This is a genomic window from Streptomyces sp. SM11 (assembly GCF_002910905.1).
GTDB lineage: Bacteria > Actinomycetota > Actinomycetes > Streptomycetales > Streptomycetaceae > Streptomyces.
This window is the reverse complement of sequence record NZ_NEUE01000163.1, coordinates 1-23,742: the sequence shown is the minus strand read 5'-3', so window position 1 is coordinate 23,742 and position 23,742 is coordinate 1. Positions and strand designations below refer to the sequence as shown.

The window sequence follows — 23,742 nt, the reverse complement described above, 5'->3', positions numbered from 1 at the left end:
CGGCACGTCCGCCGGCTCCGGGAGCCCGGCACCCGCTGTGACCGGCCTGCGGCAGCGCGCGGCCGAACTCGCCGCGCTCCGTGCGCGGGTGAGTCTTGGCCCGAGCGAACGGGCGACTCGGGCGCAGCACGCCAAGGGCAAGCTGACGGCACGTGAGCGGATCGACCTGTTGCTGGACCGGGGGTCGTTCCGCGAGGTCGAGCAGTTACGGCGGCACCGGGCGACCGGGTTCGGCCTGGAGGACAAGAGGCCATACACCGACGGTGTCATCACCGGCTGGGGCACGGTGGAGGGCCGCACGGTATTCGTGTACGCCCACGACTTCCGCATCTTCGGTGGCGCGCTGGGCGAGGCTCACGCCACCAAGATCCACAAGATCATGGACATGGCCCTCGCGGCCGGTGCCCCGCTCGTCTCACTCAACGACGGGGCAGGAGCGCGTATCCAGGAGGGCGTATCGGCGCTCGCAGGCTACGGTGGCATCTTCCAGCGCAACACCCGCGCATCGGGCGTCATCCCGCAAATCAGCGTGATCCTGGGGCCGTGCGCCGGCGGGTCGGCGTACAGCCCGGCCCTGACCGACTTCGTCTTCATGGTTCGCGGAAGCTCACAGATGTTCATCACCGGTCCTGAGGTGATCCGCGCGGTGACGGGCGAGGAGATCTCCCAGAACGGTCTGGGCGGCGCCGACGTGCACGCCGCACTGTCCGGGGTGGCGCAGTTCGTCTACGCGGACGAGCAGTCCTGCCTGGCCGACGTGCGCCATCTGCTGAGTCTGCTGCCCTCCAACAACCGGCAGAATCCGCCCTCCGTGCCCTGCCATGACCCCGCAGACCGCAGATCAGTCGCCTTGCTGGACCTGGTGCCCGTCGATGGCGGCCGGCCGTACGACATGCGCGAGGTGATCGAGGAACTGGTCGACGACGGTGCCTTCTTGGAGATCCACGAGAGCTGGGCGCGCAACATCCTGTGCGCCCTGGCCCGCCTCGACGGTGAGGTCGTCGGCATCGTCGCCAACCAACCGCAGTGGCTGGCCGGGGTGCTGAACATCGAAGCGTCGGAGAAGGCGGCGCGCTTCGTGCAGATGTGTGACGCGTTCAATATCCCGATCGTCACCCTGCTGGACGTCCCCGGCTTCCTTCCGGGCGTCGACCAGGAGCACGGTGGGATCATCCGTCACGGCGCGAAGCTGCTCTACGCGTACTGCAACGCCACCGTGCCGAGGATCTCCCTGATCCTGCGCAAGGCCTACGGAGGTGCGTACATCGTCATGGACTCCCAGTCCATCGGGGCCGACCTCACCTACGCCTGGCCCACCAACGAGATCGCGGTGATGGGCGCCGAGGGCGCCGCCAACGTCATCTTCCGCCGTCAGATCGCCGAAGCCGAGGACCCCGAGGCCATGCGCACCCGGATGGTCAAGGAGTACAAGGCCGAACTCATGCACCCCTACTACGCGGCCGAGCGCGGCCTCGTCGACGACGTCATCGAGCCCGCTGAGACCCGCGGAGTACTCATCGCCGCTCTGGCGATGCTCCGGACAAAGCACGCCGACCTACCACCCCGCAAGCACGGCAACCCACCCGTGTAGGAGTCGCCCCACCCGCCGGGGCGGTCAAGCTGCTGTTCGACCAGGGGCGCCTGTACATGTCTCCGGTGACGGAGGCGCGCTGCGAGGCGGACGATTCGATCCGGCTGCAGTCGGCGGAGCAGCTGGGCGTGGAGTGCGTGCTCCACCGGGAGCCGAAGGGGGATGAGTACACCTCGGCGGTGCCCCACCGATTCGGCGATGGAGATCGAGTTCTCCATCGCCGGGGTGTCGGTGATGGTGCGGACCGACTTCAAGCAGATTCGCTGAGGCCGGTCCGCAATGACGTGAGGCTTCAGGGGGCAGGGCTGCCCTGAGTGTCCGGCCGGGCACGGTGACGGCGAGGGTCGCGCCGGGCCTGTGCGCGGTGCGGTTCCACGGCGGTGAGGATGTCGGCCGCGCACCGGCCCTTGATCGCTTCGAAGCGGGAGAATTCGTCGATCACGCCGTGACGGGGCGGAGCGTCTTCTGGTAGCAGCGCGGCCGGCCCGTCGCACACGGCTGGAGCACCGCGCTGAGATCGGTCCGTGCGTGGTGTTCAGTCGTGCGTACCAGGTGGTTCTCGTCGTGGGTGGTGATCACAGCGGTCCTGTGGTGTTCCAGGAGGGTGGAACACCCGGGCAGGGGCGGGCGTGACGGCGTCCGCGTCCAGGTGTGGACGGAGCCTCTCGCAGGTGTGTACGGACGGTGGGATCGTCCGCTGTCCCTCAGAGACGCGGGCGGGGCCATTTCTCCCGGAGCCATGCCAGGTCGGTCTCGGCGCGGGCCCGGGTCGCCCGCTCCCGGCTGAACACCGCGTTCGTCTTGGCCAGCACCAGGGTGTAGGGGCGTCCCTGGCGCCGGGTGGTGTGGGACACGGGAAGGCCCGCCAGATCGATACGACTGTGGATGTGGCGGCGCCTGTCCTTGGCGAGCGGCCACTCCATGAGCCGACGGGTGCGGGAGGTGAGGAAGGCGTCGAGGTCGAGGCAGAGGTCGCAGCGGGACCGGCAGGTTCCGGCCGGGGTGAGTGACCAGTCGTCCGCCACCCGTACGGGGCGGGCGGCGTCTGCGGTCAGCCTGGTCTCGCAGTGGTCGGCGAGCGACTGGAAGGCGCGGGCCGCGGGCGTGCCGTCGCGCACGGCGGCCGGTCGGCGGGCCGCGGTGCGCAGGGCCGGGAGCAGGCATTCCAGGGCGGTGTCCGGCAGTCCGCGCAGGGCGGTGGTGATCGTGTCGGCGCTCCCGGGGCCGGCTGCCCGCAGGATGTGGGCCAGCGTGGTACCGAGCCGCTCCATGCTCGCGCGGCGCTCCTGCTCCCGGCTCGTTCCGAGCAGGCCGGTGAGCTGTTCCCCGGTCGTTCGCCAAGCCCCTTCGACCAGCGGTGTGGCCACCGCGTCCCCGTCACCGGCGGAGGTCCGCAGCGCGGCGCAGAGACCGGGCAGGGACTCGATCCACGCGGCGCGGTCGGCCCCGGGGTATGTGTCGGCCGGGCCGAACCAGCTGCCGACGGCCTCATGCGCCCACGTCCGCCCGTACCGTGCGGCCGCCGCAGCGAGAGCGGGGGCGTGCCGCTCGCCCAGGGTCTCCACCCCGAAAGGAGCGAGGAGCATCGTGGCGGTGTCCGCTTCTCCCAGTCCCACCGCGACAGGCAGTGCGGATGCGAAGAGCCCGGATGCCGCCGGGCCCGAGCCCTGGTGCTTCCAGATCGGGGCGAGTGACCGGGCGAGTGTGCGGGCCTGCTCCACCTCCCCGGTTTCGAGGTGGCCCTGGAGTTCCCGCAGGGCTTCTTCGGAGCCCGCCTCCGCGCGTGCCGCGAACGAGCGCTGCCGGGGCCAGAGCACCACCGCGGCCCGCCGGTACCAGCGGTCCAGGGTGTTGCCGTAGTTGCCCATGTAGCCCTCGTACTCGGACTGGTAGGGCGTGAGGTCCTTGTTGTCGGTGGTGGCACACACCTCGGCGTACGAGACGGGCAGGGTGATCTGCTCACCGCCGGTGCCGTCGGGGCGGGTCCACCAGCCGAGGGTGGTCTCGTCGTCGACCAGGTCGTTCAGCTCGTAGTCGGAGAAGTCGCCGCTGCGGCGGCGCTCGGCTCCGGGCTCGCCGTCGGGGTCGAGGAGGCACTGGCCCTCGCATTCGTCGTCCTCGCAGTCGTCGAAGTGCTCGACGTCGCCGTAGTAGTCGTAGCGGTCGTAGGGCGGTACGGCGTCCCAGGTCTCCTTCACCTCCGCCAGCGCGAGGACCGCCTCGCAGTCCGCCTGTCCGGCGGCCTGGCGGAGCAGAGCGGCGCGAGTGGCGTCGGCACCCTTGAGGCGGTCCCAGCCCAGGCCGCGCTGGGTGTACTCGTGGTCGAGGAGGTAGACGAGCCGGTTGGGTGGCGTGGCATCCGGACGGCCGTAGCTGTAGCGCTGCTCGGCCGGCTGGGCGAAGTGCTCGGTCAGGCAGTGGGCCAGGTCGGCCACCGGGCCGCCGCTGGTCCCGTCGGTCGGCCGCATGCGTTCGGCGAGCAGGTTCATGGTGAGGGCGATGCGGTACCCGGAGGTGACGGGCCTGACCTCGTGACGACAGTCGGCGTAGAAGGCGGTGAAGGTCAGCCGCTCCCGGGACGCCCGGTGGGTGACGCTGCGGCCGGCGTGTTCGACGACGAGTTCGCCGCCGGTGTGGTGCGAGGGCAGTGAGACCACGAGGGTGCCCACCATGAGGTCGGCCTTCTCGGAGTCCTGGTGCGGCAGGAAGAACTGCCCCTTGCCGTAGACGAGAAGTGCGTGCGGCTCGGCGCGCAGGACGGTGGTGGGCGGCAGGCCGAGCGCGGTACGTATCCCGTCGAGGACGTCGCTCAGAGTGCGGTGCCAGTCGGGTCCGCCCAGGGCGATCCGGTCCGGAGTGATCTCCCAGGTGTCGCGCACACCGGTGTCGGTCAGGGTCTGCTCGCCGCGGCCGAAGCGGGCCTGCCGAGCCTGGGTGATCAGCTTCCTGGCGACCGGGGCGCGCACCGGAAGGGGCAGTTCGCCGACGCCGTCGATCTCGATGCGCAGGGCGTGGGAGGGCATCTCGATGCGGGTACTGAAGTCCCCGCCCCGCTCCGCGTCGTCGAGCAGCTTCGCCAGTCGCTTCCGTGCCCCTTGGCGCATGGTGTTCCGTCTCTCCGGTCGGCAGCGTGCCCTTTCGGTGGTCCTGGAAATCTTAGGGCTGCGGGACGTCCCTGCACCCGGATGACGGAACGGTCTTGACATCTGAGGCACGTTCAGGTTCGGGGAGCGCGAAGTGCAGGTGTCCAGGGCTGTCCGTGCGCCCGCGTACGCATGGATCGGCTGAGAGACGGGGGTGAAGTGTGCGTCATCAGGAACCGTATTCGCATCGACGAGTGGCCCCGCATCGGCCGGAGCGTACTGTGAGACGTCGCTGGTGAAGGCATGCGAAGACGTACGCGAAGCGCGTGCGGGGATCCTCCGTGGCCCCGAGCTGCCCGCCGTGTCCTGGCGTCACACGGGAAGGAGCCGTAGATGAGCGTTGACGCGATTACGGCATCCCCGTCTACGTGATCGTGGACCCGTACGCCGCTGAGGTCGTCGTCCACACCAAGCCCACCCGCACCGGCTACGGACGGGCGCGGATCGGCGGTGTCCGGGGGTGGAGGGAAGCGGTGTAGCGCTGGACTTCGCCGGCGGTGCGGTCGCAGCCGATCAGGACCGGCCGCGGGCCCAGGGGCCGGAGTTCGGCGGTGTGGTGGTGGGTGGTGCCGGACCGGGGGTCGTGGGCCGTGAGGCGGTAGCGGGTGCCGGAGGTCGGGCGGAGGCTCAGGTGGTGGGCGGGCCAGTCCCATCCGTACGTACGGAAGAGCTCGCGTTCGAGGACCTGCTCGCCGGGGTGGGGCAGACAGGCCCAGCCGCGGTAGAGGTCCATCAGATCGGCGGGGCTGCCGGTGCGGTTGACCAGTTGGTCCATGCGGTCCTGGGTGAGGTTGCCCCAGACGCGGCCTTCCGGGAAGTCGACCAGGGTGGGGGGCGAAGCGGTGGCCGCCGAAGCTGCTGATGCGCCACACCCGTACCGTCCCCGTGCTGCCGTGGGTCTGGCGAAGCTGGTGATCGCGATGCTGGTGCTGCTGTTCCTGGTCACCGGAAGCGTGCTGCTGCCCGTGGTGGCCATCGTGCCTACCCTGCTCAGTCTGACGGCGACGTTCGGGGCGCTGGTGTGGGTGTTCCAGGACGGACACATGGCGGGGCTGCTGGGCGGCTTCACCCCGACCGGCAATATCGCGGCGACCATTCCCGTGATGCTCTTCGGCCTGGCCTTCGGTCTGGCGATGGACTATCAGGTCTTCCTGCTCTCCCGCATGCGGGAGGAATACGAGTTGACCGGCTCCCCGACGGAGGCGGTCGCCCGCGCCCTGGAGCGCACGGGCAGGATCGTCACCGCGGCCGCCCTGGCGATCTCGATCGTCTTCCGCGGCTTCGTGGTGTCCGACGTCTCACTGGTGAAGGCGTACGGCATCGGGCTGCCGCTGGCGGTCCTGATGGACGCGACGCTCGTCCGTGGCGCACTGCTGCCGGCCGCGATGCGGCTCGGCGGGAGGGCCACCTGGTGGGCGCCCGCGCGGCTGCAGCGGGTGCACGCCCGCTTCGGCCTGCGAGAGGAGGGGCCCGCACCGAAGAAGGGTGAGGACCGCGAGCTGACACCGACCAGCTGATCGCTGACCGGCCCCCGTGCCCCGGAGCTGAGCGTCGGGGCACGGGGGCCGGGGTGGGTCACCAAGGCACCCGGTGGGTCACAGAGACTCGGGACTGATGTCCCCGTACTCCTTGCGCAGCGCATCGAGGACGGCATGACCGGAGTCGTACTCCACGTCGTCGATCGAGGCGATGGGCCGGATTCCGAAACTGGAGTTGGTGGCGAAGGCGGCCGCCATACCGGAAAGCCGCCCGACACCGACCTCCTCCGTGCACTGCGGGCCTGAGTGGTGGTGCCGGAGCAGGGCCATGGTGACACCGGGCAGGACATCGGCGGCCGGCCACACCAGGCGGGTGCCGTCGAAGAAGCCGATGTTCCAGGTCGGGCCCTCCGCCACGGCCGACGAACCGTCGGTGAACAGGGCGTCGTCGAACCCGTCGCGCTGGGCGAGGCTTCGCTCGTGCAGGGCACCGAAGAGCCCGGTGTGCTTGACCGCCGGGACCTCCCGGAGGTGCCGTGCGGTGCGAAGCCGCAGGGGCGGTGCCGCCGAGGCGGCCGCCGGACGTGTGGTGACCAGGAGTTGCGGGCCTGCCTCCGCTCCCGGCCGCTCAAGTCCCAGCAAGGGGTCGAACACGGTCACCCGCACCGTGATCGGATCCGGCCCGCCGGCCGCGGCCTCGCGCAGGCGGGCGCGCACCTCATCCACGTCGAGTTCGGTGTCGAAGACCGTGCGGCAGTCGCGCTGCAAGCGCGCCAGGTGGAGCGAGAGCCCGCGGACGAGGGAGTGCTCCACTCGCATGGTGCTGAAGTGACCATGGTTGGTCATGGCCAGTGCCGTGATCGTGTCCATCGTGGTGTCCGTCCTGGAGCCCCATCGGTTGGCCGGAGTCGCCTTCCGGGAGTTTCCCCGAAAAGCGACTCCGGCGGCGGGAACGCGGTCAGCTCAGTTCTGGCGTCGTGCTGCGATCCCGGAAAGTTCCTCGCGTCGTGCTGCGATCCCGACAAGCTCCTCGATGTCGAATTCCGAGCGGCCCGGTGCGCCGTAGCGCTTGATCTTCCCGCGGCTCACCCACTTTCGGATGGTCGCTTCGGAAACGCCTGCGGCGAGGGCGGCCACATTCGTCGGTACGAGCCTGTGCCGTGGGGGCTTGGTCATGCGGTGGCTCCCTTCCGCTCAAGTTCCACGAGCTGACGCAAGCGAGTCCAGTCGCGTATTTCCCAGGAACGCCCTTCCGGGCATCCGATGCTGCTCCGCCCTGGTCGACCCCCGGCTCTCCCGGTGGATAGCCCTCGCCAAGTCCGGCCACTACACCATTCACCGGCCCCTGGTCGTGGGGGCGAGCATGGCGGGGCGTACCGATCTCGCCACCGCTTTCGAGGCGTACGGCGAGACGGTCGGCGAGGCGTTCCAGCTCCGCGACGATCTGCTGGACGCCTTCGGGGACTCCGCGGACACGGGCAAGCCCACCGGCCTCGATTTCAGCCAGCACAAGATGACGCTGCTGATGGGCTGGGCGATGCAGCGGGACGAGCGCATCCACGGTCTGATCACGGAGCCCGGCCGCACGTCCGACGAGGTGCGCCGTCACTTCCTGGAGACGGGCGTTCCCGACGACATCGAGCACATCGCTGACCTCGTCGAGCAGGGCTGCAAGGCCATCGCCGACGCACCCATCGACCCGATGTGGCGGAAGGAACTGGCGGACATGGCCATGAGCGTCGCCTATCGGCGTACCTGAGCTCTCGGGCCCCGCCCGAGCTCTTGGCTCCACTTGCCAACTGCCCCCCAACCTGCGGAAACGCAGTGTTGGGGGGCATTCTCTTGTGCCTGGCGACGGTTCGGTGACGGTCTGCCGACAGCTTGTCGGCGGCGCCCCACAGCATCTCAGGGGGCGTTCGTCGCGCTCCGCGGCCCGGGCGGCGAGGACGGAATCCCCGCCGGAGCGAAGGAATCGTCATCACGCGCGAACGCGGAAAGGCCGATGGCATTCCCGATCACGTCCGATAGTCAGGCCTCTGCTCCTTCCTGGGATCCACTGCGCGAAGGAACGTCTGCCCCGAAGTCGAAGAGAGATTTCATCGATCCTGCACCTCGCGGCGGAGGGTGGAGTCGAGACGGTGGCTCACTTGCCTGCATGTCAGCAACATGAGCGCTCGGCACACAGGAAGCTATTGGGTCAAATCGGGCATCGCTTGTTCGGTGTCCGGTAGCCCCCGCGGTAAATCAAGTGTTCCGTTCTGGCCCCTCCGATACCTTTGTCCCTCATGGACCCGCTGAGTGAAAAATCCATCCGGAGTTCCTTTGTGAACTGCACCAGGGGGGAGGCGTCCAGGCTGCGCCTCCCCCTCGGCTTCGGCGAGCTGGCCTGGGAGGACCTGGACTTCCTCGGCTGGGTCGACCCCGGCGCGCCGCTGCGGTCGCATGTCGTCATGCCGGGCCCCGACGGGCCGCGCGGAATCACGCTGCGTGTTTCCAGCGCCGCCCGGAAGAGCGCGGTGAAGTCCAGCATGTGCCAGATATGTCTCACCGGGCATTCGTCGTCCGGCGTGAATCTCTTCGTCGCGCCGCTGGCCGGTCCGATGGGCCGGCAGGGCAATACCGTGGGTATCTACGTATGCGCGGACCTTGCCTGCTCCCTGTACCTGCGGGGGAAGCGGCAGCCCAAGCTGCGGTTCAGCCAGTACGAGGAATCGCTCACCCTCGACGAGCGCATCGCACGGGCGATGGACAACCTCACCAAATTCGCGGACAAGGTTGCCGGGATCGCCTGAGGGATCGGACACCCGAAGTTCCTGCCACCCAGGGGTGGCGGGCATTTCTGATGTTCTCGGGGTCAGCGACCGGCGCTCTCCATGGTGTCCACGAGGCTCTGCGGCCGCATGTCCGTCCAGGACTCCTCGATGTACGACAGGCACGTGCTCCGGTCGGCGGCCGGGAACCCCCGCGACGCCGACGACGGCGAGCGTGCAGACGATTCCGCCGGTGTGCCGAGGTCCTGGAGGAGGCCGACCTCCCCGGACGAGGCCATGCTGCGGAGCGGCGTCCGCATGCGCACGCTCTACCAGCACACCGCCCGGTTCGGCCAGGGGCGGGCTGCCTGCTGAGCGTCCGTACGGATGGTCTTCACCGCCCCCCGAGGCCGCCCGCGGACCGCTGAACGCCGCTGTCCCGGACCTCGATCTCGTACGATCCGAACCATCTCGTTGCCTCCGGGGGCCGAGTGCCGGGGGCACCAGGCACACTTCATACGTAAACAGTCGAGCCACAAAAGGACTCAGGCATGATCACGTTGACGAAGGAAGACGGCCCGGCGGACCTGGGCGGGGTGACCCACCTGTCCATCGGGGCGTCCTGGGACCCGACCGTCGGTAGCAGCGGCGGCCTGATGGGGAAGATCAAGCAGAAGGCCGGCACGGACCTCGACCTGATCGCGATCGCGCTGCAGGGCGGGGACCCGGTGCGGCTGGCCGGTCTGGACTCCCTGGACCCGCTGGGCAACGGCTCACTGGTACACAGCGGCGACAACCAGACCGGTCACGGGGACGGTGACGACGAGACGGTGACCGTCGAGTTCGCCAAGATTCCTTCGAACATCACGTCGATCGTCTTCATCGCCGCCGCGTACAAGAAGCGCAGCGCGTTCAAGAACGCGCGCAACATCAGCTTCAAGGTGTACGACGCGACGGGCGGCAGCACGCAGCAGGTCGCCGACATCTGGCCGAGCATGCTCACCCAGGACAACGGCGTCGCCGTGGCCAAGGCGATCCGCGAGGGCGCGGGCTGGAAGCTCCAGGTGATCAACGAGACCGGGAAGATCAAGCAGGGCGACGAGCAGGCCCTGATGCGCTTCGCCGTGAGCCGGTAGTCGCCGGGCGACAGGACGGACGAGCCACGGAACGAACGGGCAACGATCGAACGCGGCTGCGGTGACCACCCGGGTGGTCACCGCAGCCGCGTTCGTGCTGTCAGGGGATGCGCCCGGGGCGCCCCGGGGCGACCCCGGTCAGGGCCGGTCGTCGAGACCGGAGGTGTTCCCGTCGCCCGGTTCGGCCTCGGCCTGCTTGGCCCGGACCTCCGGGTCGAGGTCGGCCCGGCCGCTGCCGTCGACCGAGCTGAGCGGCGAACGCTCGTCGCCCACCTCGGTGGCGACGGGCGGCTCGACCAGCCAGTCCGGGTTGGCCTGCTTGTCCCACCAGCGCCAGGCGGCATACGCGCCGCCCGCCAGGACACCCAGCACCAGGAACCCCTTCGCGGCCCGGCCGGCCTTGGCCCGCCGCTGGTGCTTCCTGGCCAGCTTCTGGATCTCCTTCGCCGTTACCTGGGTGCGCAGCGCCGCCAGGGCGGCCGCGCTGCGGGCGGACGCCTGCTCGGCGACGGGCAGGGCCACCGCCCGGGCGTGCTCGACGCGGGGCGCGGTGTAGTCGGCGGCGCTCCGTGCGGCCTTCCGGGTGGAGACCGCTGCGCGGTGCGCGGCCTCGTCGACCCGGGGCGGCACGTGGGTACGGGCCTGTTCGAGGCGCGGTGCGAGATGGGACGCGTACTGGACACGGGCCTGCTGGGCCGCCTTCGTCACCTTCGGCGCGAGACGTACGCGCGCCTCCTGCGCGTAGTGGGCCGCCTGCTCCTTGGCCGTGTCGGCGTAGGGCGCCACCACTTCCGCGGCGTGCTGCGCGCTGTCCTTCGCCGAGTCGGTTGCGGCGCGCACGCTGTCGATGCGGGTCACGGGATCCTCCTCCTTGGTGGCGGGTAGGTACTCCGCCTGTCCGCCCAGTTCGAGATCATGCCTGCTGCGGCCATGCCCGGCATGCGGGACGGGCATCCGGGTCATGATCGTCATTTGCGGTCGAAACGGTTCATGCGAAGTGTGCCGACGACAATGCCATGGCTCGGTGGTGAACGCGCCGCCCGGCCCGGCATCCGGCCGTACGTTTCCCGGTCCGTGGGAGGATCGACGGACGTCAGCGAAGGATTTGACGGCAGGCGAAGGAAGAAGGAAGGCAGATCGTGGCCGAGCAGCTTTACGCCACCCTGAAGACCAGCCAGGGCGACATCGAGATCCGGCTCCTGCCGAACCACGCCCCCAAGACGGTCAGGAACTTCGTCGAGCTGGCCACCGGGCAGCGTGAGTGGGTCAACCCGGAGACCGGCGCGAAGTCCACGGACCGGCTGTACGACGGCACCGTCTTCCACCGGGTCATCAGCGGCTTCATGATCCAGGGCGGCGATCCGCTGGGCAACGGCACCGGTGGCCCCGGCTACAAGTTCGCCGACGAGTTCCACCCGGAGCTGGGCTTCACCCAGCCGTATCTGCTGGCTATGGCGAACGCGGGCCCGGGGACGAACGGCTCGCAGTTCTTCCTGACCGTGTCCCCCACCGCCTGGCTGACCGGCAAGCACACCATCTTCGGCGAGGTGGCCGGCGAGGCGGGCCGCAAGGTCGTCGACGCCATCGCGGCCACCCCGACCAATCCGCGCACCGACCGTCCGCTGCAGGACGTGGTGATCGAGTCCGTGGTCGTCGAGACCCGCTGACGGCCCGCTCCCCGAGAGCTTCGCCGGGGCCCTCGCCGGCCCCTCGCGGGAACCAACCGCCCTGCCCGTCCGTACTGATACAGAGCGGACCAGCGGGGCGGCCCTGTTCGCGCCGCCCGAGCGACGAGGACCGAGAGGCAGGCCAGGACCGATGGACCAGCAGCCGCCGGGGGGCCGTGACGCCGCGGGAAGCGGTGTGCCGACGCCGACCTGCTACCGCCACCCCGACCGCGAGACCGGCATCAGCTGTACGCGCTGCGAGCGGCCGATCTGCCCGGAGTGCATGGTCAGCGCCTCGGTCGGCTTCCAGTGCCCCGACTGCGTACGCCAGGGCTCGGGCACCGGGCACCACCCGGCGGCCGGCCGGCCGCGCACGCTGGCGGGCGGCACGGTGGCCGCCGATCCGCGCCTGGTCACCAAGATCCTGCTCGGCATCAATCTCGCCGTCTTCCTCCTGGTCGGCATCCGTCCCGAGCTGGTGAACGATCTGACGCTGCTCGGGCGGGCCTGGGACCCGAGCCCGCCGCCGGGGTCCGTCGAAGGCGTCGCCGAGGGCCAGTGGTACCGCCTGGTGACCTCGATGTTCCTGCACCAGGAAGTGGTGCACATCGGGTTCAACATGCTGGGACTGTGGTGGCTCGGCGGACAGCTGGAGGCCGCACTCGGCCGGTCCCGCTACCTCGCGCTCTATCTGCTGTCCGGCCTCGCGGGCAGCGCCCTCACCTATCTGCTCGCCGCGCAGAACCAGCCTTCGCTGGGCGCGTCCGGCGCGGTCTACGGCCTGTTCGGTGCCACCGCCGTGCTGATGCGCCGGATGAACTACGACATGCGTCCGGTGCTGGTGCTGCTGGCGATCAACCTGTTCTTCACCTTCCGCTGGGACGGCATCGCCTGGGAGGCGCACGTCGGCGGTCTGATCGCGGGCGTCGCCATCGCCGTCGCCATGGTCCACGCCCCGCGCGAGCGGCGTACCGCCGTGCAGGCCTGCACCTGTGCGTTCGTCCTGCTGGCGGCCGTCGGGATGATCGTCGCCCGAACGATGTCCCTCACCTGAGCGGAATGGGACCCTCCACCCCCAGGTGGGCCGAAGTTGTCCACAGTGTGCGCAGAATCTTGTGCATGGCAAGAGGAACATTCGTTCCCCACGTCGCTGAGCTGGGTCCTTCCGCCCGGACAGCGGGGTGCAGCCCCCCTCGGCGAGGGGGGCTGCAGTCACACCGGCGTCAACTTGAGTGGAGGTTATCCACAGATCGTCTGACCTTTTCCCCCGACTGTGGATAACTCTGTGGGTAACTCAGGGCAAGGCTTGCGCGGAGGTGGTCCGTCACTTCCACTGCGTCGACACGGCGAAGCCGCCGGCGATGAAGCCGAAGCCGACCACGATGTTCCAGTTGCCCAGGGCGTCGACCGGCAGATCACCTTCGGTCACGTAGAACACCACGATCCAGGCCAGTCCGATGAGGAACAGGGCCAGCATCACCGGAGCGACCCAGCTGCGGTTGGTCAGCTTGATGGACGTTGCCTGCTTCGCCGCGGGCGGCGTGAAGTCGGCCTTCTTGCGGATACGTGACTTCGGCACGAGGGACTCTCCTGTCGATGCGCTGCGTGACCGCGCAGGGATCTGTGGCTGGCGCCGGGGCGGGGTGCCAGGGGGAATGCCGCCTCCCCCGAGCGTCCGTTAGCGTAGTGCTTCTCTGGCGCCTGATGAGATAAGGGTACGTTGAGCAATCCCGCCGACTCCCCAGAAGGCCCGGTCCGGCGCACTTCCGTGTGGGCGGTCCGGGGGCTCACCGCTGCGGTATTCGCCCTGGCCGGACTCATCTTCGTCACCAGCGCCAACACCGCCAAGGGCACCAATCTGCGCAGTGACTCCTCCCTGCTCAAGCTCTCGGACCTGATCAGGGAGCGCAGCGAGAAGAACGGCGAGCTGAACGATTCGGTCGCCGGCGCCCGCGCGGACATCGACGCGCTCGCCCAGCGCGACGACGGCTCCACCGAGGCCGAGGACGCCCGGCTGAAGGCCCTGGAGAAGGCGGCCGGCACCACGAAGATCACCGGCGACTCCGTCAGCGTGACCCTCGATGACGCGCCCCCCGACGCCACCGCCAACCCCGGCTACCCCGAGCCCCAGCCCAACGACCTGGTCATCCACCAGCAGGACCTGCAGGCCGTGGTGAACGCGCTGTGGGAGGGCGGGGCGCGCGGAATCCAGGTGATGGACCAGCGGCTGATCTCCACCAGCGCCGTCCGCTGCGTGGGCAACACGCTGATCCTCCAGGGCCGCGTCTACTCCCCGCCGTACAAGGTCACCGCGGTCGGCGACCCGGGCAGGCTCAAGCGGGCGATCGACGACTCCACCGCGATCCAGAACTACCTGCTGTACGTGAAGGCGTACGGGCTGGGCTGGAAAGTCGACGAGAACGATGCGGTGACTCTTCCCGGGTACTCGGGCACAGTGGATCTGCACTACGCAGAGCCTGTGGAGTGAGCCCGAGCTGAGCCCCGGGGAGGCCGTCCGGTGTCGGTGCGACTCGTCGTCAGAACCTTCAGCGAGCTCTGCGTCACCGTGGGCGCGCTGATCGTGCTCCTTGTCGTCTATTTCCTGTTCTGGACGGGAGTGAGGGCGGCCGACGCGGCCGAGGGCGAGATCGACACGCTCCAGAGCCAATGGGCCCGTGAACCCGTGACGCCGGCCCCGCCTCCGCCCGCCTCCGCCGAGCCCCCCGTCCCGGCGGCCCCGGCCCCGTACCGCGACGGAAAACCCTTCGCGATGCTGCACATCCCCCGCTTCGGCTCCGGCTGGGAGTGGCCCGTCCTGGAGAACACCGAGGTCGGAACCTTGCAGAAGGGGCTCGGGCACTACAGCGGAACCGCCCGCCCCGGTGACACGGGCAACTTCGCGGTGGCCGGGCACCGGCGGACGTACGGCGACCCCTTCAAGGACTTCCCGAAGCTGCGCCCCGGGGACGCGGTGGTCGTCAACGACGGGACGACCTGGTTCACGTACCGCATCGCGAGGAAGCCGTACCGGACCGTGCCCACCGACACCGCCGTCGTCGATCCGGTGCCCCGCGGCTCCGGCTTCGGGGGCGCCGGACGCTATCTGACGCTCACCACGTGCGAGCCGGAATGGGGGAGCAGCCACCGGCTGATCGCCTGGGCGCAGCTGGACGCGACGCGGCCGGTGAGCGACGGGAGACCGCCGGCTCTCTCCCGCTGACCGGAGCTTTTCCACAGCTGACCCACTCCCCGGCCGCGGCACTCTAGTCTGGTGCGGGTACCGAATGGAGGGGTCAGCATGTACGGCTGGATCTGGCGGCATCTGCCGGGCAACGCATGGGTGCGGAGTGCCATCTCGCTCGTGCTGGTGCTGGCGGTCGTCTACGCGCTGTTCCAGTACGTCTTCCCGTGGGCGGAACCGCTGCTTCCGTTCGGTGACGTGACCGTCGACGGCGCGAGCGCCGGTGAAGCAGGAGCAGGCCAGTGAGCGCACGCGTCCTCGTCGTGGACAACTACGACAGCTTCGTCTTCAACCTCGTCCAGTATCTCTACCAGCTCGGCGCCGAGTGCGAGGTGCTCCGCAACGACGAGGTGACCACCGCCCACGCCCAGGACGGGTTCGACGGCGTCCTGCTCTCGCCGGGCCCCGGCACGCCCGAGCAGGCCGGCGTCTGCGTCGAGATGGTCCGCCACTGCGCCGACACCGGCGTTCCGGTCTTCGGCGTCTGCCTGGGGATGCAGTCGATGGCGGTCGCGTACGGCGGCGTCGTCGACCGGGCCCCCGAGCTGCTGCACGGCAAGACCTCCCCCGTGACCCACGAGGGCAAGGGCGTCTTCGCCGGGCTGCCGTCGCCCTTCACCGCGACGCGCTACCACTCGCTCGCCGCCGAACCCGGCGCGCTGCCCCCGGAGCTGGAGGTCACCGCCCGCACGGCGGACGGCATCATCATGGGGCTGCGCCACCGCGACCGGGCGGTGGAGGGCGTGCAGTTCCACCCCGAGTCGGTGCTCACCGAGCACGGCCATCTGATGCTCGCCAACTGGCTGGAGCAGTGCGGTGACCAGGGGGCCGTCGCGCGGTCGGCGGGGCTCGCGCCGGTGGTGGGCAAGGCCGCCGCGTGACCGCAGGCCGCCCCGGACCCGACGTCGGACCGGAGGGCCCTGAAGCACAGGGGGCCCACGGGGCCGACGGCGCGTTCGTGGCGGCGGTGGACGGCCTCGCGGATCCGCTCAACGATCCACTGCCCGGCGGCCACGCCTCACCGTGGTTCCGGGCGGACAACATCCCGGCGGCGGAACCCGCGTACGAGGACGGGCGCGGGCCCGGGTACGCACCCCGCCAAGGGCCTCAGCAGCCCCAGGGAGCCCCGAGCGAGTGGTACGACCCCGCCGGGTACCAGCGCGACTGGTACGGCCCTCAGGAGCCGTCTGCGCGCATGGCTCCGGCAGCTTCCCCTTTTCCGGCAGCCCCGGCCGAGGAGCGGGCCCCGGTCCCGGACCTCCCCGCCGAACCCCGTACCGAAGTCATCGCCCGCATCCCGGCCGGGCCCGCCCCCGAGCCGGCCGCTGAATACGCCCCCGGGCCGGCCCCTGAGCCCGCCCCAGAGCCTCCCTCCGGCGGGCGGGCCGAAAGACGGCGGGCGGCCAAACGGGGCGGCCGCCGGCGCCCGGGGCCGGTCGCGGACCGACCCGCCCCGGCCGCCGCCCCGATGTCCCGGGTGGAGGCCCGGCGTGCGGCGCGGGCGGCGAAGGACAGCCCGGCGGTCGTCGCCAGCCGGGTGGTCGGCGAGGTGTTCATCTCGCTGGGCGTGCTGATGCTGTTGTTCGTCACCTACCAGCTCTGGTGGACCAACATCCGGGCCGAGCAGCTCGCCGGCAAGGAGACGAGCCGGATCCAGGACGAATGGGCCAACGGCGACCGGAAACCCGGGGTGTTCGCGCCCGGCCAGGGCTTCGCGATCATGCACATCCCCAAGCTGGACGTCGTCGCCCCGATCGCCGAGGGCATCGACAAGGAGAAGGTCCTCGACCGGGGGATGATCGGCCACTACGGCGAGGGCAGCCTCAAGACGGCGATGCCCTCCGACAAGCAGGGCAACTTCGCGGTGGCCGGTCACCGCAACACCCACGGTGAACCGTTCCGCTACATCAACAAGCTCAGCCCCGGCGACCCGATCGTGGTCGAGACGCGGGACGCGTACTACACGTACGAGATGGCCAGCATCCTTCCGCAGACCTCGCCGTCCAACATCTCGGTGATCGAACCGGTGCCGGTCGGCTCCGGGTTCGAGGGGCCGGGCAAGTACCTCACGCTGACGACCTGCACCCCGGAATTCACGAGTACCTACCGGCTGATCGTCTGGGGCAAGATGGTCGACGAACGGCCGCGCAGCGAGGGAAAGCCCGACGCGCTCGTCGGCTGAACATCCTCACGACAGGGACGGTGCGGTGGCAGCGAGGACCGAGCACGACGAGCGGACCGACATGTCCGCGTCCCCGCCCCCGGCACGCCGCCGCGGCCGCCACCCCGTCGCGACGGCCATCAGCGTCTTCGGCGAACTGCTGATCACCGCGGGCCTGGTGCTCGCGCTGTTCGTCGCGTACTCCCTGTGGTGGACCAACGTCCTCGCCGACCGCGAGGCCGACAAGCAGGGCGACACGGTCCGCAGCAGGTGGGCGGAGGGTCCGGGAGCCCTGGACACCAAGGACGGCATCGGCTTCCTGCACGTGCCCGCCATGGAGAACGGCGAGGTCCTGGTCAAGAAGGGCACCGACCCCAAGACCCTCAACAACGGCATCGCCGGCTACTACACGGACCCCGTCGAGTCGGCCCTCCCCTGGGACGACGAGGGCAACTTCACGCTGGCCGCGCACCGCGACGGGCACGGCGCGAAGTTCCACAACATCCACAAGCTGAAGAACGGCGATCCGGTCGTCTTCGAGACCAAGGACACCTGGTACGTCTACAAGGTCTACAAGACGCTCCCCGAGACCTCGAAGTTCAACGTCGACGTGATCCAGCCGGTCCCGGAGGAGTCGGGCGTCGAGGAGCCCGGCCGCTACATCACGCTGACGACCTGCACCCCGGTCTACACCTCGAAGTACCGGTACATCGTGTGGGGCGAGCTGGAGCGAACGGAGAAGGTCGACAAGGACCGCACGATCCCGGCCGAGCTGCGCTGAGTCACCGCGCCGAGCGCGCGGACGCGCTCACGCACACGGGAAGGGCCCCGGTCACCTTCGTGGTGACCGGGGCCCTTCGCCGTACGGGGCGGGTGCGCGGGGGGCTCAGTCGCCCCGGCCTCCGAAGAGGCCGCCCCCACCGCCCTCGATGGTCACGAGGATGACGGTGCTGCCCTTCTCCGCCTGAGTGGTCGGTGCGGGGCTGCTGGTGATCACCTTGGCGTTCGGCTTGTCGACCGAACCCTGGGAGAGTGCGACCACGAAGCCGAGCCCTTCGAGCTGGGCCTTCACATCCTGGTACGTCCTGTTGCCGATGTCACCGGGGATCGGGACCTGTTCCGGCTGCGCCGGCCCCTTGGAGACCTTCAGGACGATCTGCGTGTCCTCGGCGTGCTTGCCGGGCTGCGGGGTCTGCTCGACCACCTCTCCGGCCGGCTTCTCCGAGTCCACGTCGGTTCGCGAGATATCGGTGAAACCGATGCCCCGCAGCTGCTGCTCCGCCGCCTCGTACGTGCGGGTCCGCATGTCCGGCAGGTCGAGAGGCTTCTCCACGGCCACGGTGATGGTGATCTCGGCCCCGTCCTCGGCCTTCGCGCCGCCCTTGGGGTCCTGCTTGATCACGGTTCCCTCGGTCTCCTCGGACTGCTCCGTGGTGACGTCGACCGTGAAGCCCTTCTCCTCCAGGACCTGGCGGGCGCCGTCCTCGGACTTCTCCAGGACGTTGGGAACCTCGGTCTTCGGCGCTCCGGTGGAGATGACGACCGTGACGGTGCCGTCCTTGTCCATCATCGCGTCGCTCGTCGGATCCTGCGAGCAGATCTCGCCCTTCTCCTGCTCCTCGCACGGCTCCTCGGCGCCGACCTTCACGGTGACGCCGGTGCGGGCCGCGAGTTTCTCCGCGTTCTCCAGCGTGGAGCCCACCAGGTTCGGGGCCTTGATCTGGCCGTCGTCGTTGGTCGGAGTGAAGATCACCCGACTGATCATGATCGCGCCGACGAGCACCAGGATGCCCGCGACGACCAGCAGGATCGTCGAGGTGCTGCTCTTCTTCTTCTTCTTCTTCTGCTGCCGCCGGCGGCCCTGACGGTCGTCGTAGCCGTAGCCGCCGTCGTCCGGGTTGACCGGCGGCAGCATCGAGGTCTGGGCGTTGTTCTGGTCGGCCGGGCGCAGGGCGGTGGTGGGCTGGTCGTTGTTGTAACCGTCGTAGCCCCCGTACCCCGCGGCGCCCATCGCCGCCGTGGCCGCGACCGGCCGGCCGTCGAGGCAGGCCTCGATGTCGGCCCGCATCTCGTCGGCGGACTGGTAGCGGTAGTCCGGGTCCTTGGTCAGCGCCTTGAGGACGATCGCGTCCATCTCGGGCGTGATCTCGGGGTCGAAGTTGCTCGGCGGCTGCGGCTCCTCCCGGACGTGCTGGTAGGCCACCGCGACGGGTGAGTCCCCGACGAACGGGGGCCGCACGGCGAGCAGCTCGTACAGCAGGCAGCCGGTGGAGTACAGGTCGGAGCGCGCGTCGACCTGCTCGCCCTTGGCCTGCTCCGGGGAGAGGTACTGGGCGGTGCCGATGACCGCGGCGGTCTGCGTCATCGTCATCCCGGAGTCGCCCATGGCGCGGGCGATGCCGAAGTCCATGACCTTGACCTGGCCGGTGCGCGTCAGCATGACGTTCGCCGGTTTGATGTCGCGGTGGACGATCTGGGCGCGGTGCGAGTACTCCAGGGCCTGGAGGATGCCGACCGTCATCTCCAGCGTGCGCTCGGGGAGCAGCCTGCGACCGGAGTGCAGCAGTTCCCGCAGCGTCGACCCGTCGACGTACTCCATCACGATGTACGGGATGGAGACCCCGTCGACGTAGTCCTCGCCGGTGTCGTACACGGCGACGATCGCGGGGTGGTTGAGCGAGGCGGCCGACTGGGCCTCACGGCGGAACCGGGCCTGGAACGACGGGTCACGAGCCAGATCGGCCCGGAGCGTCTTCACAGCTACGGTGCGGCCGAGCCGGGTGTCGTGCGCGAGGTAGACCTCGGCCATGCCACCACGGCCGAGCACCGAGCCCAGCTCGTACCGGCCGCCGAGGCGACGCGGCTCTTCCATAACTGTTCCAGCCCTCTCCGTCAGTCCCGACCGCACCCGTGTGTGGTCCGCGGCGGTGCGCTGTTCGCGCATACGCTACCGGGCACGGGTGACGTGATCAGCCCGCACCCGTCAGCCGATATCCGACCGGTATCCGATGTCCGGTATGACGGGCGACCGCCGTGACAGGTCTCACTTCTTGCTGTCGATGACCGCTTTCATCACGTCGCGCGCGATGGGGGCGGCCAGGCCGCCACCGGAGATGTCGTCCCGGTTGGCGTTGCCGTCCTCGACCACGACGGCGACGGCGACCGGGGAGCCGTTGTCGGTCTTCGCGTACGAGATGAACCAGGCGTACGGCTTCTCGCTGTTGTTCAGACCGTGCTGTGCGGTACCGGTCTTGCCGCCCACTGTGACGCCGGGGATCCGTGCGTTGGTTCCCGTGCCGTCCTTGACGACGGTCTCCATCATCTGCTGGACCTTCTGGGCGTTCTCACCGGAGAGCGCGCGGCTGAGTTCCTTGGGTTCGTGGGTGTAGACCGGGTCCAGGTTGGGCGCCTGGCGCTCGGCGACCATGTAGGGCTCCATCAGCTTGCCGTCGTTGGCGATCGCGGAGGCCACCATGGCCATCTGGAGCGGGGTGGTCCGGTTGGACGCCTGGCCGATGCCGGCCATCGCGTTCTGCGGCCTGTTGTCCTCGGGGTAGATGCTCGCGTCGGCGCGGACGGGCGTGAAGACTTCCTTGTTGAAGCCGAACTTGTCCGTCTGCTCGATCATCTTCTTGTTGCCGAGGTCGTCGCTCACCTTGCCGAAGACGGTGTTGCACGACACCCGCAGGGCCTCGCGCAGCGTGGCGTTCTCGCAGGGAATGTTGCCCTCGTTCTGCAGCGGAACGCTGGTCTGCGGCAACGTCCAGGGCAGCGGCGAGTCCGTCTTGGCGTCGATGTCGTCGTAGAGCCCGTTCTCCAGGGCGGCGGCGGCGGTGACGACCTTGAAGGTGGAGCCGGGGGGGTAGGTCTCGCGCAATGCCCGGTTGAGCATCGGCTTGTCCTTGTCCTTCAAGAGCTTCTGCCGGTTGTCCGAGTCCTTGAGCGAGTTCCCGGCGAAGACCGAGGGGTCGTAGGACGGGGTGCTGGCGAGGGCGAGGATGGCGCCGCTCTTCGGGTCGAGGGCGACCACCGCGCCCTTCTTCTCGCCGAGCCCCTCGAAGGCGGCCTTCTGGGCGTCGCCGTTCAGGGTGGTGACGACGTTGCCGCCCCGCTTCTTGTCGCCGGTGAACATCGACAGCGTCCGGTCGAAGAACAGCTGGTCGCTGTTGCCGGTCAGGATGCCGTCTTCCAGGTTCTCCAGCTGCGAGGAGTCGAAAGCCTGTGAGGAATAGCCGGTCACGGGGGCCCACAGGGGCCCGTTCTTCCAGACCCGCTTGTACCTGAAGTCGCTGTCCTCGGTCTCGGCGGAGCCGGTGATCGCCTTGCCGTCGACGATGATGTCGCCGCGCTCGTGGGCGTACCGCTCGATCTCGACCCGACGGTTGTACTTGTGGCTGTTCAGCTCGTCGGCACGGACGTACTGGAGCCAGTTGTCCCGGATGAGGAGCGAGAGGACGAGGATCCCGCAGAAGACCGCGATCCGGCGCAGGGGCTTGTTCACGGCCGGACCACCTGGGTCATCTCGGCGTCCGTCGATGGAGAGGGGGCAGGTGCCGGGCGGCGGGCGGTGTCGCTGATTCTGATCAGAATGGCGATCAGGGCCCAGTTGGCGAGCACGGAGGAACCACCTGCCGCCAGGAACGGCATCGTCATACCGGTGAGCGGGATGAGGCCCATCACACCGCCGGCGACGACGAACACCTGGATGGCGAACGAGCCGGAGAGGCCGATCGCGAGCAGCTTGCCGAACGGGTCGCGGGCCGCCAGGGCGGTGCGTACTCCGCGCTCGACGATCAGGCCGTAGACGAGGAGCACGGCCATCATCCCGGCGAGCCCGAGCTCCTCGCCGACCGTGGCGAGGATGAAGTCGGAGTTGGCGGCGAAGCCGATCAGGTCGGAGTTGCCCTGCCCGAGCCCGGTCCCGAGGGTGCCTCCGGAGCCGAAGGCCATCAGGGACTTCGCCATCTGCTCGCTGGCGTTCACCTTGCCCCAGCCCGCGAACGGGTCGAGCCAGGCGGTGATGCGCTGCTGGACGTGCGGTTCGAACGAGGCGACACCGACCGCGCCTGCCGCGGACATCAGCAGGCCGAAGACGATCCAGCTGGTGCGCTCGGTGGCGACGTACAGCATCACGACGAACATGCCGAAGAAGAGCAGCGAGGAACCGAGGTCGGTCTCGAAGACCAGGATCAGGATCGAGAAAGCCCAGACCATCAGGATCGGTCCCAGGTCACGGCCTCGGGGGAGGTACAGGCCCATGAACCGGCGGCTGGCCAGGGCCAGTGCGTCCCGCTTGACCATCAGATAGCCCGCGAAGAACACGGTGATGATGATTTTGGCGAACTCACCGGGCTGGAGTGTTCCGACTCCGGGGATCTTGATCCAGATCTTGGCGCCGTTCACGGCGGGGAAGAACATCGGCAGGATCAGCAGGAACAGCGCCACGACCATGGAGATGTACGTGTAGCGCTGCAGGATGCGGTGATCCTTCAGGATGGCCAGGACCGCGACCAGCATTCCCACGCCGATGGCGGAGAACAGCAGCTGCTTCGAGGCGGCGGGGGCGAAGGTGTCGAGGGCCTGGAAGCGTTCGGACTGGTCCAGCCGCCAGATGAGTGCCAGGCCGAGCCCGTTGAGCAGGGTCGCCAGGGGCAGCAGCAGCGGGTCCGCGTACGGCGCGAACCTCCGGACCGCGAGGTGGGCGACCCCACCGAGCAGCGCGAGGCCCGCCCCGTAGCCGAGCATTCCCGAGGGCAGTTCGCCGTTGAGGGCGAGGCCCACGTTGGCGTAGGCGAACACCGAGATGGCGACGGCGAAGACGACGAGCGCCAGCTCGGTGTTGCGGCGGCTCGGTGCGTCGATCGCGCCGATGGTGGTCGTGTTGGTGACAACGCTCATGGTGCTGAGGCCCCCTACGGCTTACTGCTTACCGCACTGCGGGACCAGCTTCTTCTCTTCCTCCGAGAGGCTGGGGCCGGGAGTGGGAGCGGTGGTCGACTTGGTCCCCTTGGCAGAGGACGTGGCGGAAGTCCTGGTGGCGGGGGCCCCGGCGGTGCCGCCGGCCTCGCCCTCGCCCGTACGGGCCCGGTTCTCGGCGTCGGCCGCGCGGCGCTCCGCGTCCTTCTTGCAGGCGGAGGCCTGGGCGGCGAGCTCGGCGATCTTCTCGCGGGCGTCGGTGATGTTGCCCTCGGCGATGGTCGACTCGACCTGCTTGCGCTGGTACGGCGGCAGGTACTTGAGCTCGATCTCGGGGTGGTTCTTCTCGACCTTCGAGAGCGAGACCCACGCGAGGTCCTGGCTGATGCCCTGGTACAGCGCGACGTTCTCGTCCTTCACGCCGACGTAGAACTGCGTCTGCGTCCAGCGGTGGCCGCCGTACAGACCGCCGCCGATCACGGCCAGCGCGAGCACGATGTAGACGGAACGCTTCAGCCATTTACGGCCGCCACCCGGTTTGTCGAAGTCGTCGTCCGCGTAGGTGTCGTAGGAGTCGTCCGGCATGCCGTCGTAGCCGACCTCGCCGCTGCCGGCGCTCGACGAAGCGGCGGTAGCCGTGCTCCAGGAAGCCGGAGGCG

The 23,742-nt window shown here is 69.4% G+C and carries 24 protein-coding genes and 1 pseudogene; 14 read left to right on the top strand and 11 right to left on the bottom strand.

Annotation, left to right across the window (positions count from 1 at the left end; genetic code table 11):
• Positions 1–37: 37 nt before the first annotated feature.
• A complete protein-coding gene (locus B9S58_RS14640) occupies positions 38–1,591 on the top strand; it encodes an acyl-CoA carboxylase subunit beta (protein ID WP_103532540.1) in 1,554 nt (517 codons plus the stop codon).
• A gap of 292 nt (positions 1,592–1,883) precedes the next feature.
• Here the strand turns inward: B9S58_RS14640 and B9S58_RS37965 are convergent, their stop codons facing one another.
• The 3 genes from B9S58_RS37965 to B9S58_RS14625 all read right to left on the bottom strand — a co-directional run bounded on the left by B9S58_RS37965 (position 1,884) and on the right by B9S58_RS14625 (position 5,509).
• Complete coding sequence (locus B9S58_RS37965; RefSeq protein ID WP_181009312.1) at positions 1,884–2,033, bottom strand: hypothetical protein; 150 nt, start codon at positions 2,031–2,033, stop codon at positions 1,884–1,886.
• Positions 2,034–2,295: 262 nt separating this feature from the next.
• Complete coding sequence (locus B9S58_RS14630) at positions 2,296–4,695, bottom strand: 2OG-Fe(II) oxygenase (RefSeq protein WP_103532539.1); 2,400 nt, start codon at positions 4,693–4,695, stop codon at positions 2,296–2,298.
• Positions 4,696–5,161: 466 nt separating this feature from the next.
• Positions 5,162–5,509 carry a hypothetical protein gene (locus tag B9S58_RS14625; RefSeq protein WP_103532538.1) on the bottom strand — a complete coding sequence of 116 codons (348 nt, stop codon included), beginning with the start codon at positions 5,507–5,509 and terminating at the stop codon, positions 5,162–5,164.
• On the opposite strand from B9S58_RS14625, the gene B9S58_RS14620 reads away from it, so the two are divergent.
• Positions 5,508–6,251, top strand: a complete 744-nt coding sequence (locus B9S58_RS14620) for an MMPL family transporter (protein WP_258044508.1) — start codon at positions 5,508–5,510, stop codon at positions 6,249–6,251. The two genes, B9S58_RS14625 and B9S58_RS14620, sit on opposite strands and share 2 nt — an antisense overlap.
• 78 nt (positions 6,252–6,329) lie before the next feature.
• Here the strand turns inward: B9S58_RS14620 and B9S58_RS14615 are convergent, their stop codons facing one another.
• Both B9S58_RS14615 and B9S58_RS14610 read right to left on the bottom strand, forming a co-directional pair.
• The gene (locus B9S58_RS14615; RefSeq protein WP_103532537.1) at positions 6,330–7,082 is read right to left on the bottom strand and encodes an aminotransferase class IV; all 753 of its coding nucleotides are present in this window, start codon (positions 7,080–7,082) and stop codon (positions 6,330–6,332) included.
• A gap of 93 nt (positions 7,083–7,175) precedes the next feature.
• On the bottom strand, positions 7,176–7,388 hold the full coding sequence (locus B9S58_RS14610; RefSeq protein ID WP_103532548.1) for a hypothetical protein: 213 nt from the start codon (positions 7,386–7,388) through the stop codon (positions 7,176–7,178).
• 187 nt (positions 7,389–7,575) lie between these two features.
• On the opposite strand from B9S58_RS14610, the gene B9S58_RS40200 reads away from it, so the two are divergent.
• The 4 genes from B9S58_RS40200 (at position 7,576) to B9S58_RS14590 (ending at position 10,098) form a co-directional block, all read left to right on the top strand.
• The gene (locus B9S58_RS40200) at positions 7,576–7,971 is read left to right on the top strand and encodes a polyprenyl synthetase family protein (RefSeq protein WP_374935677.1); all 396 of its coding nucleotides are present in this window, start codon (positions 7,576–7,578) and stop codon (positions 7,969–7,971) included.
• A 526-nt stretch (positions 7,972–8,497) separates the two neighbouring features.
• Complete coding sequence (locus tag B9S58_RS14600) at positions 8,498–9,004, top strand: FBP domain-containing protein (protein ID WP_103532536.1); 507 nt, start codon at positions 8,498–8,500, stop codon at positions 9,002–9,004.
• A gap of 81 nt (positions 9,005–9,085) precedes the next feature.
• Positions 9,086–9,337: a hypothetical protein gene (locus B9S58_RS37960; protein ID WP_219818884.1), complete on the top strand. Its 252-nt coding sequence runs from the start codon at positions 9,086–9,088 to the stop codon at positions 9,335–9,337.
• 176 nt (positions 9,338–9,513) lie between these two features.
• Complete coding sequence (locus tag B9S58_RS14590) at positions 9,514–10,098, top strand: TerD family protein (protein ID WP_030077175.1); 585 nt, start codon at positions 9,514–9,516, stop codon at positions 10,096–10,098.
• Between the two features lie 138 nt (positions 10,099–10,236).
• Here B9S58_RS14590 and B9S58_RS14585 read toward each other — a convergent pair whose 3' ends face one another.
• The gene (locus tag B9S58_RS14585) at positions 10,237–10,956 is read right to left on the bottom strand and encodes a DUF5324 family protein (protein WP_103532546.1); all 720 of its coding nucleotides are present in this window, start codon (positions 10,954–10,956) and stop codon (positions 10,237–10,239) included.
• Between the two features lie 281 nt (positions 10,957–11,237).
• Here B9S58_RS14585 and B9S58_RS14580 point away from each other — a divergent pair, with 281 nt between their 5' ends.
• Positions 11,238–11,765: a peptidylprolyl isomerase gene (locus B9S58_RS14580; RefSeq protein ID WP_103532535.1), complete on the top strand. Its 528-nt coding sequence runs from the start codon at positions 11,238–11,240 to the stop codon at positions 11,763–11,765.
• Positions 11,766–11,916: 151 nt separating this feature from the next.
• Positions 11,917–12,819, top strand: a complete 903-nt coding sequence (locus B9S58_RS14575) for a rhomboid family intramembrane serine protease (RefSeq protein WP_103532534.1) — start codon at positions 11,917–11,919, stop codon at positions 12,817–12,819.
• A 270-nt stretch (positions 12,820–13,089) separates the two neighbouring features.
• Here B9S58_RS14575 and crgA read toward each other — a convergent pair whose 3' ends face one another.
• A complete protein-coding gene (gene crgA / locus B9S58_RS14570; protein WP_103532533.1) occupies positions 13,090–13,344 on the bottom strand; it encodes a cell division protein CrgA in 255 nt (84 codons plus the stop codon).
• 141 nt (positions 13,345–13,485) lie between these two features.
• Between crgA and B9S58_RS14565 the strand changes: the two genes are divergently transcribed.
• The 6 genes from B9S58_RS14565 (at position 13,486) to B9S58_RS14540 (ending at position 17,948) form a co-directional block, all read left to right on the top strand.
• Positions 13,486–14,253 (top strand): DUF881 domain-containing protein, encoded by a 768-nt coding sequence (locus B9S58_RS14565; RefSeq protein ID WP_181009310.1) that lies wholly within the window; start codon positions 13,486–13,488, stop codon positions 14,251–14,253.
• 30 nt (positions 14,254–14,283) lie between these two features.
• A complete protein-coding gene (locus B9S58_RS14560) occupies positions 14,284–14,985 on the top strand; it encodes a class E sortase (RefSeq protein ID WP_103532531.1) in 702 nt (233 codons plus the stop codon).
• A 78-nt stretch (positions 14,986–15,063) separates the two neighbouring features.
• A complete protein-coding gene (locus B9S58_RS14555) occupies positions 15,064–15,252 on the top strand; it encodes a hypothetical protein (RefSeq protein WP_103532530.1) in 189 nt (62 codons plus the stop codon).
• Positions 15,249–15,887 carry an aminodeoxychorismate/anthranilate synthase component II gene (locus B9S58_RS14550; protein WP_103532529.1) on the top strand — a complete coding sequence of 213 codons (639 nt, stop codon included), beginning with the start codon at positions 15,249–15,251 and terminating at the stop codon, positions 15,885–15,887. Before B9S58_RS14555 ends, B9S58_RS14550 begins: the two co-directional genes overlap by 4 nt.
• Positions 15,884–17,188, top strand: coding sequence for a class E sortase (locus tag B9S58_RS14545; protein ID WP_103532528.1), 1,305 nt, complete (start codon positions 15,884–15,886; stop codon positions 17,186–17,188). Before B9S58_RS14550 ends, B9S58_RS14545 begins: the two co-directional genes overlap by 4 nt.
• A gap of 25 nt (positions 17,189–17,213) precedes the next feature.
• Positions 17,214–17,948, top strand: a complete 735-nt coding sequence (locus B9S58_RS14540) for a class E sortase (protein WP_103532527.1) — start codon at positions 17,214–17,216, stop codon at positions 17,946–17,948.
• Between the two features lie 105 nt (positions 17,949–18,053).
• On the opposite strand, the gene pknB is transcribed toward B9S58_RS14540, so the two are convergent.
• From pknB to B9S58_RS14520, 4 genes and pseudogenes are all read right to left on the bottom strand, one after another.
• Positions 18,054–20,039 (bottom strand): Stk1 family PASTA domain-containing Ser/Thr kinase, encoded by a 1,986-nt coding sequence (pknB, locus tag B9S58_RS14535; RefSeq protein ID WP_103532526.1) that lies wholly within the window; start codon positions 20,037–20,039, stop codon positions 18,054–18,056.
• Positions 20,040–20,210: 171 nt separating this feature from the next.
• A complete protein-coding gene (locus B9S58_RS14530; RefSeq protein WP_103532525.1) occupies positions 20,211–21,668 on the bottom strand; it encodes a penicillin-binding protein 2 in 1,458 nt (485 codons plus the stop codon).
• Complete coding sequence (locus B9S58_RS14525; RefSeq protein ID WP_103532524.1) at positions 21,665–23,065, bottom strand: FtsW/RodA/SpoVE family cell cycle protein; 1,401 nt, start codon at positions 23,063–23,065, stop codon at positions 21,665–21,667. The genes B9S58_RS14530 and B9S58_RS14525 overlap by 4 nt, the downstream gene beginning before the upstream one ends.
• A gap of 21 nt (positions 23,066–23,086) precedes the next feature.
• Positions 23,087–23,742: pseudogene (locus B9S58_RS14520) on the bottom strand (protein phosphatase); the annotation flags it as partial.